Genomic DNA, 19,116 nt, shown 5'->3' on the forward strand with positions numbered 1-19,116 from the left:
TCGGGGCGGGGTTCGTCGTGGAGGGGGCAGGTCAAGGCGGTGGGCGAGTGTGGTCGGGCTGGGCGCGGCGGCGGCCGACTGCGACAGGGATCACCACCGGCCGCGCCGGGCCGACCCGCTCCTCCGGCTGACGGGACGGGTGAGGAGGGTGGCGGACCTCACGGCCGGGCCGGTCGAGCGGGCCGGGCCGGTCGAGCCGGTCGAGCAGGCCGGTCGGCGGGCGGCTGCCGCTTCTGCCGCGCCGGTCGACCGGGCCGCTGTCTGTTGTCCGCTGGCCGCTGTCTGTTGTCCGCTGGCCGCTGGCCGCCCGTCTGCCGGCCGTTGTCTGCCGACCGCCGGCCGCTACCTGCCGCGTCGGTTGGGGTCGGGGCCGGTCGGCCCCTGCGGGGGCGACGCCGCCCGACCGGGGACGGGGCGGGGCCCCTGTCCGGGGGCCGGGGCCTGTCCCGGGGTGGCGGGGCCGCCGGAGCGTGGGGTGCTGCGGGAGCGCGCGGCGGCGGCCGAGGGGGAGGGTGAGGGCGTCGCTGTCGCCTGGGGTGCCTGGGGTGCCTGCGGTGGCGGCGCGGGGGACGTAGGTGTCGTGGGTGTCGCGGGTGTCGCGGGTGTCGCGGGTGGCAGCTGGGCGGCGGCGGTCGGGGTCAGGAGGGGGCGGGCCTGGTCCTCGATGCGGGTGAGTCGGTCCGGCCATTCGGGGCCCAGGGCCCGGGCACTCTCGCGCAGGCGCAGCTGCGTGGTGACGAAGGAGTCGCTCTCGGCCGCCGTCCAGGGGCGGTCCCGCTCCGTGGCGAGGGCCTGGCGCAGCTCGGGCGGGCCGGTCCAGTGGCCGGTGCCGTCGAGGGAGTTGCTGTAGCGGGGCTTGCTCTCGCCCCGGCGGTAGACGCTCGCGAGGTCGGCGAGGGTGCCCCGGTCCACGCGGTCGGCGAGTTCGAGGATGCCGGCGTAGGACTCGTCCGCGTTGGACTGCACGGTCAGCCGCCCCTGGCCCCGGTCGGCGAGCTGCTCGAAGTACCGGTTGACGATGCCCTGGTTGCTCATCGCCTGCGGCACCCCCATGAACAGGGCCTCGACACGGGCGCCGGAGTCCCGGTACGCCCGCATCTTCTCCTCCACGGCCGCCGCGTTCTGCGAGGTCTCCTGGATGATCGCGTGCAGCCCGTGCTCGCGGACGTACGCCTCGGCCTGGGCCATCCAGGCCCGCCCGTCGGCGCGGGTGTACGCAGCCATCAGGGTGTCGTCCTCGGCCATCAGCCGGGCGTACGCGGGGTGGTACGGCTTGTAGAGGTCGCTGTCGACGTCGGCGAAGCCGCCGTGCCGGTTCAGGGCGATGGCCACCATCTCGGTGACCCGGCTCTTGCCCGCGCCGGGCTGGCCGACCAGGAACACCACGGTGGGCGTCTCCTGCGCGACGCGGCCCGCCAGGAGGTCGGGGACGATCCGCTCACGGAAGATCCGCCGGTTCTCGGCGTCGGACAGCCGGTGCCGTTCCACCTCGGCGGGGTCGATCACGCGTGCGGGCGGCTCGGGCGCCCGATCGCCCGGAGGGGTCGTGCGCTCGGCCGGGCCGGTCACGTGAGGTCCGCCAGGACCTCGCGGGCCAGTTGGGCGTAGCGCGCGCGGGCCTCGGCGATCTGCTCCCGGTCGGCCGAGCGCAGCCCCTCGCGCTCCCGCGCCAGGCGCCCCTGCGCGGTGCGCGCGGCCTCGATGACGGCGGGGTCGGGGACGTCCTTGGCCTCCTCCGCCGCGATCGTCGCGCTGTAGGCGCCGACCGCGCCGTTCACGGCCTCGATCGCCGCCTCGTACGCCGCGGTCTCCTCGTTCGACCAGTCGTGCGGCTCCAGGTCGTGGGTCACCGAGACACCGCTGTTCCGTGCGGTGCCGCGTGCGGTGTCCCGTGGAGCGCCCTGTGGGGTGTCCCGTGCGGTCATGTGTCCCTCCGGTGTCCCGGTGTCCAGTGGTCATTGTGGGGGACGGCGGACGAGGGGAACGGGGTTCCCCAGAACTCGGAGAGGCGCGGCCCCCGGCGGCTCAGGCCTCGGTCGCCCACTCCCGCAGCAGGGCCTCGCGCTGCTCACGTCGCGGGGTGCCCTCGGCGGCGTGGGCGCGGCCCCAGCGTGCGAGGGTCTCGACGTCCGCCGTGCCCGCCACGAGTCGGTCCAGCAGGGCGACGGAGAGGTCGTACTCGGACTGGACGTAACCGCCGAGGGCCGCGGCCGACTGCGCGTTGAGCTCGACGGTCCTGTCGGCGGTCTCCAGGTGCACCTCGAACGCGGCCGCGGCATCCCCGCCGCCCGCGACGGCGTTGGTCACGAGGTCGACGGCCGTGGTGGCGAGCAGGCGGGCACTGGACCGGATCCGCACGTACCGCACGGTCGCCGACCGGATCTCCGACCAGCCCCACACCGCGCTCTGCCCCGTGCCCAGCCCCTCCACCCAGTCCCGCGTCAGCCGCACCCCGGGCCCGTATCCCTCGGGCTGCGCCCCGACGTACACGCCACCGTCCTCGGCGATCCAGAACAGTCCGACCATGGCCATGAGTGCCTCCCCAACCGGCGACGTACGCGTTTCCCCTGGTGAGACGTTGCCCCGCACCCGATGGTTCAGCGCTGCCCGAAGCCGAACGGCGGGTGCAGACAGCCGTCTTCGGCCTTCGCCGCATGCTCACCGAAGGACCCGCTCACACCGATTTGGCCTTCACCGTTTCGCTGAAGCGCGGTGTGAGAATGTGAAGTTACTTGATCAGTCGTGAAGGAGAGCCGGGATGAGCGGCCAGATGCAGCTTGCCGACGCCTACGACCTCGTGTACTCGGCGGCGGCGCGGATGATGTGGGTGGAAGAGACCCGCGTGTGGCGCCTGGACAGCCCGGGGGGCGGGTGGCCGGAGGAGCGCCGGGCGGCCTGGCGGGAACTGGAGGCGGCCCTCAGCGTCTCCGAGGCACCCGAGCCGCAGGCCGGTGAACCGTCCGATCCCGTACGTCATCTGATCTCCCGTCGGGCCGCGGGTCCTGTCGACCGACCCATCACCTTCGCCGAGGCGGTCGCCGAGTGGACGGCCCGGCTGATCGAGGATCCCGGCCCCTACGAGCCGCGGATGGAGCCCTACCCGGACGACTACATGGTGCCGGGCCGGACCGTGGTGATCCCCGAGGGGCACATGATGGTGCTGTGTCGCCCGCTCGACGAGTTGGTCCACCGGCTGGCGGCGGGACGTCCCGCCGTGACCATCGGCGCGGACACGGCCGAGTTGAGCCGTCTGCTGCACGAAGCGGCCGACGAGCTTCGGGCGGCCATCGGCAAGCCCACACCGACCCCGCACCCGGTCGGCACGGTCGACGTGGCGCGGGTGTTCCACCGGCCGTCCGACGTGGACGACCTGCAGACACGGTACGAGACCATGTCCCGGGCGGCCTGGCGTGCTTCGGAGAACCTGCCGTCCCTGAAGGACATGCGGGATCACGGGGACTTCTCGGTGAATCCCGCGACGACGATCGCGGCCGACGATCTGCAGAACCTGCTGGCGGGGCGGTCGGGGCTGTACTGGCGGGAACGGCACGAGACGATCGATCCGCGGGTGCACACGCTGCTGGGGGTGGCGTGGACCGAGGGCCGGCCTGACCCCCGGCCGATCACGGGCACGGCCAAGGGGTTTGTGCGCAGTGTGGAGTTGGGCCGGAAGCCGAGGGCTCCGCACGCGGACGAACGCCGCATCTTCCGTGAGAAGGGGAACCCCGAAGACGTCGCCATCTCCGCCGTCCGCGCGGAGATCCTGGCGGAGCTTCTGGACGAGTACGCGGCGAGGATCCACCCGGGCGCCCAGTGCGGCGTCGTGCATCTCTCCGCCTACGACCTCACGGACTTCATCGCCCAGGGCATCGGCCGCGAACTCAGGGAGACGTACGGCTTCTGACTCGGGACGGATGACTGAGGAATACGGGGGAAACGGTGTCTGAAGCGCGCTACAACATTCTCGTCGTCTCTGACAACAGCGGCAGAGGCGAGGGGGGTGCCGAGGTGTTCAACCAGGAGTTGGCCGAGGCTCTCGCCCGTCGGCACAACGTCACACTGTTCACGGCCAATCCCGATATGCCCGCGCACGAGGGCATACAGAGGACGGTGCAGACACAGCCACCGATGATCGACCCGGGTCCGGGTGCCGGAGGCGAACCGAGGCCGATGAAACGGCGGGAATGGCTCGAAGAACTCGCCGGCCGGGACCCACAGCAGTACGGACTGGAAGATCCTGCGGCCCAGCCGTACGACATCATCATCGGCCACTCGCGCTTCTCCGGACCGGCCGCCGCCGGTCTGCGCGAGAACTGGTACCAGGACGCGCGCCTGGTGCATTTCCTGCACACGAGCCCCGAGCGGCTTCCGTTCGTACGGGGCCTCACGCCCGAGAGGGCCGAGGCCAAGGCCGCCAAGGACTCCGCGATCGAACGTGAGCTGATGGAGCGTTCGGACGTCGTGGCCGGGGTCGGCCCGCTCCTGGCACAGGCGAGCAGGGATCTTTCCGCGGAGGGCGTGAACGTTCCGCATTCCCACGAATTCGTTCCGGGCACCAAGATCTATGATCCGGTCCAGCACGACCCCGCGCCGGAGACGCTGAATCTCCTGGTCATGGGACGCGTCGGGGATCCCCTCAAGGGCGTGGACGATGCCGCGACCGCGGTGAAGCAACTGAACGAGGCCGGTCTCCGGGTCCACCTCACCGTCCGTGGCATCCGCCACGAGGAGCTTGAGGAACAGTTCGAGAGGCTTGAGGATCTCACCGGCGGAAACGTCACGGTCAAGCCCCGTACGACGAGCGTGGACGAACTCAACGAGGACATCAGGGCCGCCCACGCGATGATCATGCCGTCGAAGCACGAAGGCTTCGGCATGGTGGCGTCCGAGGGGCTGGGGCACGGCGTCCCCGTTCTCGTCAACGAGGAGAGCGGGGCCGCGCAGTTCCTCCAGGATCCCGAGCGGTTCCCACCGGAGATCGGCCGGCCGTGCGTGGTGACCGAGCCCACGGACGGCAGCAGCCGCGCACAGATGTGGATGCGGGCGATTCGTGAGCTCCGGCAGGACCTCCCCGCGCGGCAGGCCGGCGCGCTGCATATGCGGGAGATCCTCCAGCAGTACTCCTGGGAGCACGCCGCCGAAGCCACCGTCCAGGCCGCGATGGAGCAGACGCCGCTGCCGCACCGCGACCCCCGGACTCTGATCACCGCTCAGGAACGGGACCTGCTTCGTACGGTGCAGGGGCCCAACGGGCAGTTGCTCAGGCCCGACGCGCCGGAACAGGCGCCGCCCGCGATGGAGGAGCAGCCGGGACCCGGGGTCGGCGTGCGGCGGGACGGGCCGGCGCAGGAGGGTCAGGCACCCGGCGCTCCGGCGCCAGTGTGGCAGGCGGGTCTGCCACAGAACGCGCGGAGCGCTCAGCAGGCCGGGGCCGGGGCCGAGAACGCCCAAGGTGCCGCATCGCCCGAGAATCCGACCCCCCTGTGGCAAGTCGGCCTCCCTCAGACCCAGACCCAGGCCGGGGCCGGGGCCGGGGCCGGGAGCCCTCGCGGTGCCGCTCCCGCCGAGAGTGCGACGCCCTTGTGGCAGGTGGGCGTGGACCAGGGCCAGCCCGCCGCAGGGCACGGTGCCGGGGAGAGCGCACCGGGACGGTCCGCGGGTGCGCAGCAACCACCGCCGGATCTGTCGGGGCCGCGCGGCGGCGAAATCGAGGTATGACGTGTGAGGCCGGGGCGGTTCGTCCGCCCCGGCCTCATCCTCAACCTCATGCTTGCCCGGACCGCTCAAGCGTGCGCCGGGCCCGTGCTCACCGCGCCCCGGGGTCGTACTTGCGCAGCGACTCCTGGACCTCGCGGGCGTACGGCCCCTCCCACCACGGGATGGTCTCGACGAGGACCGGCTTGGTGCCGGAGGCGAGGACGAGGGCGCGGCCCGGGGGCATGGCGCCCAGGTCGGAGACGCCGAGGACGCGTTGGCGGCTGACGGACTCGCTGACCGTGCGGTTGCCGCTCCAGCCGCCGAACTCCGACTCGCGGCTCGCCTGGTACTCGCGCTGGTCGTACTCGCCGGCCAGCTCGCTGAGGTCACCCAGGAAGCGGGTGTCGGAGACGCCGCCGCCGTAGACGCGGATGTTCGCGGCGGACCACAGCTTCTCCATGCCGCGCTCGCCCCACACCTCGATGCCCTGTGCCCAGGACTGGAGGATGGTCATGAGGATGATGCCGCGCGAGCCGTAGTGCGAGTACAGGTCGGGCAGGGTGCGCCAGCGGCAGACGTTGGCGGCCTCGTCGAGGACGCCGACGAGGGGCAGCGGGAGGCGGCCGCCGCGCTGGGTGGTGGCGTACTCCTCGGCCGCCTCGACGACGGCGACGGTGAGCGCGGTGACCAGCGGTCCGGCGGAGTCGCGGCCCTCGCGGGACAGGGAGTACAGGGTGCCGGCGGTGCGGACGAACGCGTGCGGGTCGAACTCGGGCGCGTTCGGGTCGGCCGGCGGGGTCACCCAGCGGTTGACCTCGGGGTTGATCAGGCAGGACGCCATCTGCTGGGCGACACCGTAGATACCGCTGCGCTGCTTGTCGGGGGCGGTGAGGACGCCGTTGAGGCCGTCGGCGGCCATGGTGTGGCCCGAGCCGCGCAGGATCCGCTCCGGGGTGTCGTCCTTGGGGTTGGACAGCCAGCTGTAGATCTGCGTGATCGGCATCTTGCCGCAGGCGGCGGCGAGGAGGAGGTTGGCGAGCAGGTCCTGACCCGCCGGGTCGAAGAAGGCGTCCGTGGAGGCGTTGGCGTCCCGCGATCCGCTGGCGAAGTGGTCGGCCATCTTGCGGGCCTTGGCCACGTCGGTGACGTACGACAGCGGGTTCCACCACCAGGTGGGCGCCTCGGCGGCGACCTGCTGCGGGTCGAAGACCCAGACGGGGCCTCGCGCGGAACGGGGGCCCCGGGTGGAGTCCACGATGTCCCGCTTGTTGGAGGTGACGAGGACCGCGCCGGGCCCGTCGAGGATGGCGGGGACCGCCCGTCGGGTCGTCTTGCCGGTGCGCGGGCCCCAGATGTCGACGTGCATGTCCTCGTACGAACCGAACAGCGGCTGACGGCCCTTGACGGACCGTCCGATGAAGACACCGGGCGTCCGCGCCTTCACACCGAGCCGCTCGGCCGTGGCCGCCGCGCCCTTCATGGTGAGCTTGCCCAACTCCTCGCCCTTGGCGAGGTGTTGAGCCGCCCCGTCGACCTTGTGCTTCTTCTTGAACCGCTGGACCACCCGGTACGCGGCGGCCCCGAGGATGCCGAGCAGCACGGCCTCACCGGCGGCGACGGCGCTGGCGGGGGAGCCCGGCCAGCTGTAGTCGCCCTTGATCAGGGCGACGAGGAACGTCAGCGGGTTCGACGCGGGCGCCGGCGCGTCCGCGAACGGTGCGCCGATCTTCGCCGCGAGCCAGGCGCCGACGACCCCCAGGAGCACGATCGCGACGACGATGACGATCTCGATCGTCCAGTCGTCCTCGGCGCGGGGCTTCTTCTGCTGTTCTGCGGTCACCCGCGGGTCCGTCCTTTCTGGGGGTGGGGGCGAAACTGGCGGAACGGCCGGTCAGGCCCTCTCGGCCTCGAAGGCGAAAAGGCCGTCGGCGGTGTCGACGAGCGCGTAGCCGCTGCTGGAGAACGCCTTGGGGAGCTCCGTCCCCTCGGGGACCATGCCGAGCAGTTCCTTGCTGTCCGCGGCCAGAGCGGCGGTCTCGCCGTCGTCGAGCGTCGCGTAGAGGACACCGCCAGGCGTGATCTGCAACGGCTTGATGTTCTTCTCGTCCGCCTCCTGGCGCCACAGCTCGGCGCCGGTCTCGGTGTTCCAGGCGAGCGCGCCCTCACCGAAGTTGCAGACGGCCGTCTTGCCGTCGGGCGAGACGACGATCTCGGCCAGGTCGGTCGTGGCCAGGCTGACCTCGACGGACGGTCCCGTGGCCATGGTGCGTCCGGTCGGCAGGTCGACCGTGGTGATCACCGATTCACTGCTGCCCAGCGGTGTCCACATGAGCGTCGCCCGGTCGCCCCGGAGCGGGAACAGGTCCTTGTGGCCGTCCTTGACGTCATCGCCGTCGCCACGCAGTTCACGGGGCGGGGTGACGTCGTCGTCCGTGTTCCAGATGGTCTCGCCCGTGGTGCGTTCGGCCAACCGCAGAGAGGAGTACGGCCCGTCGTACTTGGCGACATAGCCCTGGCCGGTGCCGAAGATGGTCTCGTCGGCCAGGAATCGCTCGAGAACGAAGTCCTTGCCGCCACCGATCGGGGCGAAGGTCACCTCGCCGTCGGGCATCTCGACGTGCCCCCGGACCACCGGCAGGTCCCTGTTGCCCTCACCGGTGAGGGTCGAGCTGCCCAGTTCCCTGCCGTTGGGGTCGTACATGGTGTAGATCTTTTTGAGCGTGGCCGCCTTCAGGCCGCTGGCCTCTGTGTTCTCGCAGGTACGGATCAGGAGGGCGGGGGAACCGTCCTTCCACTCGCCCACCTGGACGAGGGTGTCGAGCGAGGGCTGCTCCTCCAGTGCGGGGTCGTACGCGCACTTCACGGTGAGGGACTTGCGCTTCTCACCGGTGGCCGCGTCGAAGAAGTGGGCGACGAGGTGCACCGTCGGCGTCTCCGTCTCGGACTCCTCGTCCGGCACGGTGCGGTCCTGGACCAGGACGAAGGCGTCCCCCACCTGGCAGACGCCCTCCTGGACGGTCGGGAAGCCCTTCTCGTCCTGCCCGTCGAAGGCGGCGTCACCCGGACACGAGTACTCCTCACCGTCCTTCTGGGCCAGGGCCCAGGCGGGCTTCGCCGCCAGCCCCGGGATCCGCTTCCCCTTGTAGACGGGTTTGCCGTCCGCGCCGGCCGACGCGGACGCCTTCGGGCTTCCGCTGGCCTTCGTACCGGTCCCGGCGTCCTCGTCACCGCCGCCACAGCCGGTCACGAGTCCCAGGGACAGGACGGTTCCGACGACGAGAGCAGTGCGTGTCTTCATCAACTTCCTTGCTCTGTACGGGGTGGGGAGATGGGGAGCGGTCGCGTGGCGGGATCCCGGGCCCCGCACCGAGCCCTGAACTCTGCTATGCCTCTGCCTTGCCGTCGCCCTCGACCGCGTTGGTGCCCGCCGGGATCGGTACGCGGTAGACGCCCGTGATCTTGTCCTGGACGTCCCAGGTGCTGAAGGAGACGTTCTTGCCCGGGCGCGGGGCGTGGATGATCTTCTTGCTCTTGGGGTCCCAGACGATGCCCACGTGCCCGGACAGGTTGTCGCCCTCCGGCCGGAAGAAGATCAGGTCACCGGGCTGTGCCTCGGAGAGCTGCACCTCGTACTTCTCCAGGCGGGGCTCCTGCACATACGTGGTGCCGCCGATGTCGATCTTCCCGCCGCTGGCCATGTAGTAGGCCCACTGCGTGAAGCTGGAGCAGTCGAAGCTGGTCGGGTTCTGCCCCTGGAGCCGCGGCGCGCCGAACACGTACGGGACGCCGACGCCGCGCTGCGCCCAGCCGAGGACCGCGCGGATCACGGGGTCGTCGGAGTCGGGAAGCACACCGGAGGCGCCGGCGCCGTCGGGGGCGACGGCCGCGCCGCTGCCGCCCTTCGCACAGTCGGCGTACGTGGTGTCGCGGGCCGGATCGGCGGAGTCGGAACCGGGAACCGTGCCGTAGTCCGGGTTGGCGGTGACCCGTCCCGCCAGCCACTCCTCGGGGTCGACCATGCCGGGGCCCTGGTCCTGGCCCCCCACGAAGGGGTTGTCGACACCCGGGACGAGGACCTCCCAGTGCAGGTGGGGGCCGGTGACGTTGCCGGTCGCGCCGACGGTTCCTATCTGCTGGCCGCGCTTGACGGAGTCGCCGACGGACACGTTGAACGAGGTCTGGTGGGCGTAGAGCGTGATGACGCCGCCCTCGTGCCGTAGCTTCGTCATGTTGCCGTACGACCCGCCGGGACCCGCGGCCACGACCTTGCCGTCCGCCGGGGCGTAGATCGGGGTGCCGCTGCGAGCCACCAGGTCGAGACCGGTGTGGTAGCCGAGGCTCCACATGCCGCCGCTCTTGTGATAGGGCGTGCCGATCTGGTACGTGCCCCGCTTCATGGGCCACTGCCAGTCCTTGCCGGCGGTGGGCGGCTTGGCGTCGGGGAAGGAGACCGGCGTGAGGTTCGTGGCGCTCGTGCCACTCACGACCGTGTGCGCGACCGGCGCCATGGCGGAGACGACGTCCTCGGTCTCGCCCTTCAGCGGCGGGGTCGACCAGGACCGGGGCGAGGTGGCGGCGACACTGAGGGCCTTGTCCGGCTGGGCGTCGTTGCCGACCGGCTCCGGGATGTCCGACTGCTTGCCCAGGGTAGGGAAGTCGGGGTTCTTCTCGATGGTTTCCTTCAGATGGACGTACCAGCGCTTGATGAGGTCCTTGTCACCGGTGAGCGCACCGCGGTACCGGGCGGCCTGGGTGAGGACCACGCGCGGGTAGATGGTGTTGGAGGCGACCGAACCGGAGTAGATCTGCAGCGCCTTGAACGGCTGGGTCTCCGCCTTCTTCGCGTGCAGGAAGTTGGCGGCGGCGTACGCCGCGTCGTCGATGTTGTACAGGTCCTCTTTTTTGTCGCCGTTGCCGTCGTCCCCGTAGTCCGTCCAGGCCGGCTTGCCGAACTGCAAAATACCCATGTAGCCGAGGGAGTTGGCACCGCCCGGCGCGGCCGAGGGGTCCTGGCCGTACTTGGTCTCCTGGTACATCTGCCCGGCGATCAGCGTCCAGTCGAGGCCGTCGTAGCGGGCGGCGGCGCGCATCGAGGCGAGGATCATCTTGGGCGGTATCTCGTTGCGCGCGGTCTCGCTCGGCATGTACATCTTGCCGGCCGGCATGACCGGGTTGGTGGCCGCGGCGTCGCCGGTGTTACCGGCTTCGGCGTTCTCGGCGTAGTCGCCGCAGGCGGCGTTCGTGGCGCCGTTGCCGACGCCGCCGATCATGCCTCCGATGAGCAGCAGGACGAGACAGATGCCCGCGATGGCGAGGCCCCCGCCGCCGCCGCCGAGGAAGATCCACCACTTGAAGGTGCTCTTCTTCTTGCCCCCGCCGCCTCCGCCTTTGGAGCCGCGGGCGGTGGCGGCCAACTGGCCGGCTGCCTTGGCGGTCTTGGCGACCTTCGCGGCTTTCGCCGCGGCCGCCAGTACGGCAGGTGCCACCATGGCGGGCTCACTCCCCCGATTCTTCGGAGGCACCCACGTCACCGAGGCCGAAGATGTCGAACCCGGAGACGACCCACCTGCCGCCGTCCTCCTGGACGGTCACGAGCCACTCGTTGGACTCCGTGGTCGACTGTCCGCCGGCGGTGACCGTGGAAGTCGCCTTGACCAGGCTGGAGATGGTGCGGCCGCTGTCGCGCACCAGATCGTCGGAGATCACCGCGTCGCGTACGACGACGGCCGTGCCCTTGGACTCGCACTGCTCCGCCTGGCAGGTCGCCCACGTCTTGCCGGAGGGCAGCGTGGTCAACTGCTTCATCCGGGTGTCGCCGGTGGTGAGTTCCAGCAGCGGGGGCACCCACGCGACGGCGTTGCTCTTGTAGTCGTAGGTGTTGATACCGGCCATGTACTTCGCCATGACGGTGTGGGCCTCGTCCACCTCGGAGAGGGCGACGATGGGAGACGCCTCGGCGTCGCCCGGCTCGTCCGAGCCGGAGTCCGCGTCAGCCCCGCCGGAACCCGACTTCTCCGCGGAGGGTGCCGCCGATGCAGTGTTCCCCCCACCCGCGTCCTCGTCGTCTCCGTCGAAAACGATGAACACCGTCAGCGCGGCGGCGAGCAGAGCGCCGAGCACCGCCAGAGCCAACAATGCCGTGCGCTTGTTCTCGGCAGGCAACTCCACGGTTCCCGTGACTCCCTTGTGCTGTGCCGGTACGGCGGTCGGGCGCTGACCGGGACACGGTAGGGGGAGGCGGGGGCGGGAGAGGCTCGCCATTTCCCGGCGAGGAATGGGCCGGGAAATGGGAGCGGGCTTGGGGAAAGCCCGAGGGCGTCACTCCGGTCGCGGATCCACCGGCAGGGGATCGAACGGGTACGCCGTGTGCCCGTCCTTGGGTGAACAGGCCGCGAACGGGCCCGAGTCGGCGTCCATCAGCACCCGGAGATGGGGGTCGGCATGATGCAGCCACCACGTCGACATACCGAGCGCCGGGTCCTGCCGCAGGTGCTCCCACGCCAGCCAGAGCGCGGAGAGACGGGCACCGGCCTCGGGGTGCTCCCACCACTTGGGACACCAGGTCGCCGACGAGCCGTTGACACGACGGCGGACCATCTGGGCCAGGTAGTCGGAGACGAAGAGATAGACGTCCGCGAAGTAGAACTCCGGCTCTTCGGCGTCGGCTTCTGTACCGGTCATGGTTCCACTCCTGCGGGTTGCTGCTCCGGCGCCCGGGGCGGCGGACGGGTCAGTGCCACGGGCCGGGGCGGAGGCCTTGGGGCCCGAGCGGGGTGGGGCCCGAGCGGCGACTGATGTGCACCACCCGCGCGCCGACGACGCGATCAGGACAGGACGATACCGAGCAGCAACAGCACCACGACGATCGCGCCCATCACGATCCGCGCCGTCGGATCCTCGCGCTCCCACAGGTCATGGACGAGGGCCCAGCCGGTCAGCCGCGCGGCGCGGCCGCCGTGGAGTCCGGCGGGCTGGTCCTGCTCGTCCTCGCCGGTCTCCCCAGCCTTCGCCGGGCGCGTCCTGGGCTCGGCCTCGGCTTCGGACTCGGGCTCGGACTCGGCGTCGAAACCGACCGGCAGGCCTTGCTGCTCCTGGGCCACCAGGACCATCTGCTCGAGGAGTTCGGGAATCGTGTTGGGGGTGAGGGGATAGGCGAAGGTGCCGTACGGCGTCTCGACACAGAGCCGCGCCTGCCAGGGGTCGCCGGGCTCGTAGCCGTCGACCCAGGCACGGTCGGCCGGGTGGATCTGTGGCGCCGGTACGACGACGGGAGCGGTGGCGGGTGCCTGCTGGACCGGCGGGTTCTGCTGGGGAGCACCCCAGGCGCGCGGGTCGGGCTGCGGCGGCTGCGGGTGCCCGTTGTGGTCGGTCAACTGTCGTCCTTCGCCGGGTCCGTCGGGTCCAGGTGCGGTCGGGGACGTCGTGTGTACGGCCGACGTGCCCTGCGCATTGTGGGCCCAGGACGGGTGGGAGCGGCCAAGCGGGGTCCCGGCGTGTCCCTGACACTTTTCCCGACCGTTTTCCCGGACTTCCCCGGTGCGGGAATCCACTGTCTCCCGACGAGGAATTCGACGGCGGTCCGGTGACAGGTCTTTGTCACACTGCCTGCGCACCTGGCTGGGCCAGGGCCCGTCGTGCGGTGCGGTCGTGCCCGCCGAGGCGGACGGGGAACCGACTCGCTGGAGTAACCGACTCGATGACAGACCACAACAGCCCTGCTGGCGCGGTCGGCGGAGGCCAGCCTTCCGGCCAGCCCGGGTCCTTCGGTCCTCCCCAACAGCCCCAACAGCAGGCATGGCAGACACAGGGGCACGGTCAGCCCTCGGCCCCGCACCAGGCTCAGCCCTCCGCCCCGCAGCCTTCCCACCCGCAGCCGCAGCAGCTGCCCTCCGACGCGGCCCGCGCCCAGGTCGCCGCCGCCTGGGTGCGCAACACGCCCCAGGCCGGGCAGGCCGCCGTACCGGCCTTGCCGCCGCGTGAGACGCGTCCCGCGAGCGAGTCGAAGAAGGAGAAGCGCGAGCGCGAGCGGGCGGCCCGCAAGGCCGCGTACGAGCAGAAGAAGGCGGCGAAGGAGCAGCGCAAGAAAGGCGGCACGGCAGCCGCCCCCGCCGCCACGTCCGCCCCGCCTGCGGCCTCGGCCTTCGCCCACGCACCCCACTCGTCCCAGGCACCCCAGGCACCCGCGGTCAGCAACCAGACCCTCAGCCTGGGAACCCGCGCCGGCACCTCGGCCGCCCCGGCACCGGCCACCGCCACCGGGCCCGCTTCGGCCCCGACCGCCGCCAAGTCCCGCCCCGCCCGCGACTTCGACGTCCCCAAGCCCGGCGGCCGGGCCGCCGCCGGAGGGCGCCGTACGCACGTCGCGCTGCGCGCCACCCTGCTGATCACCACGTGTGTGTTCGCGCTGGGTTCGTGCGGAGTAATGGGGCTGGTGGTCGGCGCGTCGTCGGGTTCCGTCACAGCGGGTCTCGACGCCGACGACGCGGCCAAGTACCGCCTGACCGAGTTCCCGACGCAGCAGGCGGCGACCTTCGCCGAGCAGTACGCGCTGCTGTGCATGACGTACTCGCCGGAGACGGAGGCGGACCGCCGCGAGAACCTGGCCCGTTACGCCTCCTCCGGTGTCGACTCCGAGTGCGGCTGGAGCGGGGAGGGGTCCAACACCGCTCTGTCCGCCGTCTGGGACGGGACCCTCGAGGAGCTTCCCGAGTACGGCGACCGCGGCCGCTACCTCGGGATCCAGGTCCGTAGCGACGACGGCTCCCTCACCACGCTCACCGTGCCCGTGTATGTGAAGGACCTCGCGACGGGCGAAGGTCTGCGCGTCGCGGGCGACGTCGGCCAGATGCCGCTGCCCGCCCGCGCGGACGTGCCCGAGCTCAGCGACGACGAGGTCGTCGACGACGAACTCGCGGCACAGCTCCAGGAGAAGGTGCTGCCGGGCTACTTCGAGGCGTGGGGCGCGTCGGACTCCACCGCCATGGCCCGTTTCGCCGCTCCCGGCGCCACCGAGGTGGCCACCGCCGGCCTGGCCGGCCGGCTGACGGACCCGACGGTCGACGACGTGGTCGCCCTGGTACCCAAGAGCCTCCAGGGCGCCGATTCCTACACCTACGGCAACGGCCAGGCCGTGCAGCTCCGCGTGAGTGTCACCTGGGGCGACCCCAAGGGCACGAACGTGAGCCGCGCCTACCGGATGACCGTCGTGAACACGGCGCAGGGCTGGTTCATCAAGGACATCCGCGGCGGTGTGCTCGACGCCGAGGGCGGCCGGGCCGACTCCGACGAGGAGACCGCGCCGGAGGGGAACACCGACGCGCCGTCGGCGTCCCCGTCCGGCTCCGCCTCGCCCTCCGCCACATCCAAGCCGTCCGGGGACGACAAGCCTCAGAAGCCCTGACCGCCCCTCGCCCCCGCCCCACCCTCATACTCGCTTTTTTCCACCCGAGAGGAACCACCATGTACCTGGCCGCCGAAGGCGACGGAACCGACAAGATGGAGGAGATGTTCGGCGAGGTGCAGAGCATCCTCACCAGCGCCGGCACTCTGGTCGCCGTCATCGCCCTCCTGGTCCTCGGCATCCGCATGCTGATGTCGATGAAGCGAGGCGACGGCATGCGCGAGGCCTTCCAGGGCTTCGGCATGATCGCACTCGCCGCCCTCGTCATCGGTGGCGCCAGTGGCCTCGCCGGCCTGCTCATCTCCCTCGGCGACCAGATCGGCAACGGGAACGGCAGCTGACGGCCGGTCCATAGCGCTGTCAACGGGAGGAGTTGGTCGCGATGGCGCAGGACGCGCCCGAGCCACTGGTCGCCTACGACCACACCGATCTGGTCAACCGGCCGAAGCGGATCTGGAACTGGGGCAACATCCCCCTTCCGGGGCTGCTGCTGCCGGCGCTAGGCGCGGCCTTCGGCTTCGGGCTGGTGTGGCTCATCATCCTGTTCACCCTCTCCGCGTTCCTCCCCTTCCTCGGCATGTCGATGCTCACGTCGGTCCTCTACTTCGGGCCGCCGTTCGCCGTCTACTTCGTCTGGGGCCGCCCGCTGCCCTCGGCGCTCACGCTGAGCCAGCAGCTGGTGGTGTGGACCGACTGGTGGTTCCAGCCCAAGCGGCTGCAGGGACTCTCCGCAGACCAGGAGCCGGAGGAACTGCACTGGCAGGTCATCCTCTGGAACCCGGGAGGACCGCGCTGGCAGACCCGCTACGAAGAGGCCCGCAGGGCGGCCGCCGAACGCGGTACGGCCTTCTCGGCACCCCGCTGAACAGGCCGGTTCCCCCGCTGATCCACCCCCGTACCAAGCCGACTACCGCAGGATGACTCCTCCATGTCCATGTTCATGTTGATCCTTCTGGGCGGGGCGGCCGCCTTCTTCGTGGTCGCCATGATCATGGCCGCCACGTCGAGCAAGAAGCCTGGCCAGGGCGGCGGAAGTCGGGCGAACTCGTCCAGCCGTTCCAGGTCGTCCTCCGGGGCGGGCGCCTCGGCACGACGCGAGGACCTCCGGCTGCCGTACCGCTACGCCGACGACATGATCTTCGTCCACGGCGACTCGGTGTGGACCGGCCTCGTCCTGCCCAACGCCATCGACGAGTACCTGAACGCCCAGGAACTCCAGGCGATGGCCGAGGGTCCGCCGCGTGGTCTGCTCAACCTCGCCCGCGGTGACCGCAACGTCGAGTGCCACTACCGCAAGGTGTACCAGCCGATCACCGCGCTGACCTGGGCGGAGGACCTGAACGCGATTGCCTGGGACCCGACCGACAACTACAAGGCCTACAACCTGCGCAAAGCCGAGTACCAGGAGCGCATCGGTGCCAACCGGGAGCGCAACGTCCTCCTGGTGAAGCTGGGCTCGCTCAAGCGCAACAGCGGCGGTTCCGGGGTGATGTCCGAGGACGACGAGCCGTACGACGAGCCGGGCCTGCTCCGCGGTGTACGGGGCGCCGCCGACCATGTGGCCGCGACCGCGACCGGGGTCTCCGACGAGTACCTGTCGCCCTCCGTCGTCGCGGAGTGGACACAGGTGGCGACCGAGGTCCACGAGAGCCTGGAGACCCTCCGGGGCACCCCTCTCACCCGCGAAGAACTGGTCTGGCTGATCCGCAAACCGCTCCACGGCGACCTGCCGGTCCCGCCCGAGCCGGTGCTCGGCTCGCGCGCCTGGGGCCCCAACGCCTTCGACCTCGTCGTCGACTTCTCCGGTGAGAACCGCAAGACGCACATCGTCCTGAACCAGTACGACGAGATCACCGGCGAGCAGCAGACCAGCTACACCACCACCCTGGTCGCCGCCAACTGGCCTGCGGAGACCCGCTTCCGCCAGTCGACGGCGTGGGCCCGGTACGCCGCGCAGCACGTGGACTTCCCGGTCGAGATCGACATGCGGTTCACGCTCATCCCGTACCTGAAGTTCAAAGACCGCGCCGACAAGATCCGCGGCAACCTCGTCGACGAGATGAACGACATGGCCAACTCCGGCCGCAGCCCCGACACCAAGCTGGCTCACCAGGTCACCCGCGCCCAGGAGCTCGTCGACGACATCGAGGAGCACAAGATGCCGGGGATGGAGGCGCAGATCCGCTTCACGATCTCGGCTCCGAGCGTGAAGGAGCTGGAGCGCCGCCGCCGGGTCCTGGAGATGCAGTTCAAGCAGGACCTCAAGGTCACCCTGCTGCGCCCGACCCGCCAGCAGTGGCGTCTGCTGCAGTCCCAGCTCCCGGGCGACGCGCCGAAGCTCCCCATCGCCCCCTACCTGCGCCTGCAGGAGGTGGAGCAGCTGGGTGCCGGACTGCCCACCGCCGGAACGGAGTTGGGCGACAACCCCGAGCACCGCTCCGGAAAGCGTCTCGGCTGGGTCGGCAACCTGGTCGGCTGGGCGGGCAAGATGCCGGTCCACTACTCCCTGCACGTCGGCCCGGCCCGCAACGACGGCGGTGGCCTCGCCATCGTCGGCGCGTCCGGTGGTGGCAAGTCCTCCCTGGCCCTGCAGAAGTTCTACGAGGAGTCCGAGTCGGGCGTCCGCTGCCTGGTCATCGACCCGAAGACCGACTTCGCCCAGCTCTGCTACTACCTGGCATTCGGCTCCCAGGTGAACGACCCGGCGTTCTCCGCCGACGCGGAGGCGGGACTCCTCGGCACCCCGCAGAGCCGGTTCCAGCCGGTGAACCCGGAGTTCTGGGCGGAGACGGAGGTCGTCGACCTCCTCAAGGGCCAGGCGGGCGTGCTGGACCCGTGGGTGATCGCCCGTGACGTCCCGGCCGGCCGCCTTCTCGCGGAGTCCATGTTGCGCGGCTTCCTCGGCGACGAGGACTACCAGCGCGTACGCCTGCCCGTCATCGAGGCGATGGCCACGGTCGTCGGCCGCTACAACTCGGCCATCCGTCAGGCCGTCGAGCAGGGCCTGACGGCCCGCGACGCGGACGCGCAGGTGCCCCGCCCGACGCTGTGGCAGGTGGTCGACGAGGTCGTGACGGCGTACGAGCACGCCCTCGCGACGGGCGACCGGGACGCCACGAAGGACCTGAAGCTCGCGCAGATGCTCCTCACCGAGCTGCGCACCCTCCCCTACGCCCGGCTCGCCTTCTCCGAGCAGCCGAAGCCGCTCTCGGCGATGCGCAAGCGCCGTACGGTCATCACCCTGCGCGGTTTCCAGTCCCCCGCGGCGTCGGACCCGCGCAGCTGGAACCCGGCGGAGCGCCTCGCGGCGACGGCCCTGATGGCGGTCGTGGAGCTGGGCAGCCAGATGCTGGACGTCGGCTACGAGAAGAACCCCGTGACGGGCGAGATCGGTCTGCGGCCGAAGGCGCTGTTCGTGGACGAGGCGTACGTCGTCACGGCCACGGAGTCGGGCCGCGACCTGATGCGCCGCGCCCTGAAGCAGGGCCGCTCGTACATGGCCGTGACCGTCCTGATCACCCAGCAGGCCATCGACCTCGTCCAGATCGAGGACTCCGAGGCCCGCAGCGGTGGTGCCAACCAGATCCACACGGTCTTCGCGTTCAAGCAGAAGTCCGCGCAGGAGGCGTCCCTGGTGGCCCCGCTGCTCGGCCGCCCGGAGGACGACCAGAAGGTCGTCAACGCCCTCCAGGAACTCCGCACCGGTGTCTGCCTTCAGCGCGACGCCGACAAGCGCGTCGGCACGGTCGCCGTCGACCTGGTCTTCAAGGAGATCCTCGCGGCCACGGACACCAACGGCACGACCCGCCCGGCCCGCCAGGGTGTCAACCCGCCGCTGAGCGTCTGGGACTGGACGTTCCTGCAGGAGGCGGCGGAGGACCCGGCGACGACGACGCGGTCGGCCGCGCCGGAACCGTCGGTCGCGTGACCCGCCCCGAACCACCGTCCGCCGAGGAGACCGTGCCTATGTTGTCGACCAGAACCTCCACCCTGGCCGCCACGTCGGTTGCCCTGCGCGC

General features: G+C 71.0%; 15 protein-coding genes. 6 read left to right on the plus strand and 9 right to left on the minus strand.

The genetic code is table 11. The annotated features are described in order from the left end of the window. Nucleotides 1–342 precede the first annotated feature (342 nt). The 3 genes from K1J60_RS19860 to K1J60_RS19870 form a co-directional block, all read right to left on the minus strand. On the minus strand, nt 343–1,569 hold the full coding sequence (locus tag K1J60_RS19860) for a zeta toxin family protein (protein ID WP_220647375.1): 1,227 nt from the start codon (nt 1,567–1,569) through the stop codon (nt 343–345). Next, on the minus strand, nt 1,566–1,925 hold the full coding sequence (locus tag K1J60_RS19865; RefSeq protein WP_220647376.1) for a hypothetical protein: 360 nt from the start codon (nt 1,923–1,925) through the stop codon (nt 1,566–1,568). The genes K1J60_RS19860 and K1J60_RS19865 overlap by 4 nt, the downstream gene beginning before the upstream one ends. Before the next feature lie 100 nt (nt 1,926–2,025). Further along, nucleotides 2,026–2,532 carry a hypothetical protein gene (locus K1J60_RS19870; RefSeq protein WP_220647377.1) on the minus strand — a complete coding sequence of 169 codons (507 nt, stop codon included), beginning with the start codon at nt 2,530–2,532 and terminating at the stop codon, nt 2,026–2,028. 226 nt (nt 2,533–2,758) lie between these two features. On the opposite strand from K1J60_RS19870, the gene K1J60_RS19875 reads away from it, so the two are divergent. Then, nucleotides 2,759–3,904 carry a hypothetical protein gene (locus tag K1J60_RS19875; protein WP_220647378.1) on the plus strand — a complete coding sequence of 382 codons (1,146 nt, stop codon included), beginning with the start codon at nt 2,759–2,761 and terminating at the stop codon, nt 3,902–3,904. Nucleotides 3,905–3,939: 35 nt separating this feature from the next. Next, nucleotides 3,940–5,718, plus strand: a complete 1,779-nt coding sequence (locus tag K1J60_RS19880; RefSeq protein ID WP_220647379.1) for a glycosyltransferase family 4 protein — start codon at nt 3,940–3,942, stop codon at nt 5,716–5,718. 88 nt (nt 5,719–5,806) lie between these two features. Here the strand turns inward: K1J60_RS19880 and K1J60_RS19885 are convergent, their stop codons facing one another. The 6 genes from K1J60_RS19885 to K1J60_RS19910 form a co-directional block, all read right to left on the minus strand. After that, entirely contained in the window at nt 5,807–7,537 is a 1,731-nt protein-coding gene (locus K1J60_RS19885; RefSeq protein WP_220647380.1) for a type IV secretory system conjugative DNA transfer family protein, read from the minus strand. Nucleotides 7,538–7,588: 51 nt separating this feature from the next. Next, nucleotides 7,589–8,995, minus strand: a complete 1,407-nt coding sequence (locus K1J60_RS19890; protein ID WP_220647381.1) for an outer membrane protein assembly factor BamB family protein — start codon at nt 8,993–8,995, stop codon at nt 7,589–7,591. 85 nt (nt 8,996–9,080) lie between these two features. Continuing rightward, nucleotides 9,081–11,186 (minus strand): peptidoglycan DD-metalloendopeptidase family protein, encoded by a 2,106-nt coding sequence (locus tag K1J60_RS19895; protein WP_220647382.1) that lies wholly within the window; start codon nt 11,184–11,186, stop codon nt 9,081–9,083. A 7-nt stretch (nt 11,187–11,193) separates the two neighbouring features. Then, a complete protein-coding gene (locus K1J60_RS19900) occupies nt 11,194–11,865 on the minus strand; it encodes a hypothetical protein (protein ID WP_220647383.1) in 672 nt (223 codons plus the stop codon). Between the two features lie 150 nt (nt 11,866–12,015). Further along, complete coding sequence (locus K1J60_RS19905; RefSeq protein WP_220647384.1) at nt 12,016–12,378, minus strand: DUF4913 domain-containing protein; 363 nt, start codon at nt 12,376–12,378, stop codon at nt 12,016–12,018. 143 nt (nt 12,379–12,521) lie between these two features. Beyond that, a complete protein-coding gene (locus K1J60_RS19910) occupies nt 12,522–13,070 on the minus strand; it encodes a hypothetical protein (RefSeq protein ID WP_220647385.1) in 549 nt (182 codons plus the stop codon). 323 nt (nt 13,071–13,393) lie between these two features. On the opposite strand from K1J60_RS19910, the gene K1J60_RS19915 reads away from it, so the two are divergent. The 4 genes from K1J60_RS19915 to K1J60_RS19930 all read left to right on the plus strand — a co-directional run bounded on the left by K1J60_RS19915 (nt 13,394) and on the right by K1J60_RS19930 (nt 19,025). Then, nucleotides 13,394–15,097, plus strand: coding sequence for a conjugal transfer protein (locus K1J60_RS19915; protein WP_220647386.1), 1,704 nt, complete (start codon nt 13,394–13,396; stop codon nt 15,095–15,097). A gap of 59 nt (nt 15,098–15,156) precedes the next feature. Beyond that, nucleotides 15,157–15,438 carry a TrbC/VirB2 family protein gene (locus tag K1J60_RS19920; RefSeq protein WP_220647387.1) on the plus strand — a complete coding sequence of 94 codons (282 nt, stop codon included), beginning with the start codon at nt 15,157–15,159 and terminating at the stop codon, nt 15,436–15,438. Between the two features lie 41 nt (nt 15,439–15,479). Next, on the plus strand, nt 15,480–15,962 hold the full coding sequence (locus K1J60_RS19925; protein WP_220647388.1) for a hypothetical protein: 483 nt from the start codon (nt 15,480–15,482) through the stop codon (nt 15,960–15,962). A 63-nt stretch (nt 15,963–16,025) separates the two neighbouring features. Beyond that, nucleotides 16,026–19,025, plus strand: a complete 3,000-nt coding sequence (locus K1J60_RS19930; RefSeq protein ID WP_259407805.1) for an ATP-binding protein — start codon at nt 16,026–16,028, stop codon at nt 19,023–19,025. The last annotated feature ends 91 nt before the right edge of the window (nt 19,026–19,116 follow it).

Origin of the sequence: Streptomyces akebiae (assembly GCF_019599145.1) — a bacterium.
Taxonomy (GTDB): domain Bacteria; phylum Actinomycetota; class Actinomycetes; order Streptomycetales; family Streptomycetaceae; genus Streptomyces; species Streptomyces akebiae.

Coding starts and splice junctions, on each gene's coding strand:
- K1J60_RS19865 (WP_220647376.1), bottom strand. CDS start 1,925: ATGACCGCACGGGACACCCCACAGGGCGCTCCACGGGACACCGCACGC.
- K1J60_RS19870 (WP_220647377.1), bottom strand. CDS start 2,532: ATGGCCATGGTCGGACTGTTCTGGATCGCCGAGGACGGTGGCGTGTAC.
- K1J60_RS19875 (WP_220647378.1), top strand. CDS start 2,759: ATGAGCGGCCAGATGCAGCTTGCCGACGCCTACGACCTCGTGTACTCG.
- K1J60_RS19890 (WP_220647381.1), bottom strand. CDS start 8,995: ATGAAGACACGCACTGCTCTCGTCGTCGGAACCGTCCTGTCCCTGGGA.
- K1J60_RS19895 (WP_220647382.1), bottom strand. CDS start 11,186: ATGGTGGCACCTGCCGTACTGGCGGCCGCGGCGAAAGCCGCGAAGGTC.
- K1J60_RS19905 (WP_220647384.1), bottom strand. CDS start 12,378: ATGACCGGTACAGAAGCCGACGCCGAAGAGCCGGAGTTCTACTTCGCG.
- K1J60_RS19915 (WP_220647386.1), top strand. CDS start 13,394: ATGACAGACCACAACAGCCCTGCTGGCGCGGTCGGCGGAGGCCAGCCT.
- K1J60_RS19920 (WP_220647387.1), top strand. CDS start 15,157: ATGTACCTGGCCGCCGAAGGCGACGGAACCGACAAGATGGAGGAGATG.
- K1J60_RS19925 (WP_220647388.1), top strand. CDS start 15,480: ATGGCGCAGGACGCGCCCGAGCCACTGGTCGCCTACGACCACACCGAT.
- K1J60_RS19930 (WP_259407805.1), top strand. CDS start 16,026: ATGTCCATGTTCATGTTGATCCTTCTGGGCGGGGCGGCCGCCTTCTTC.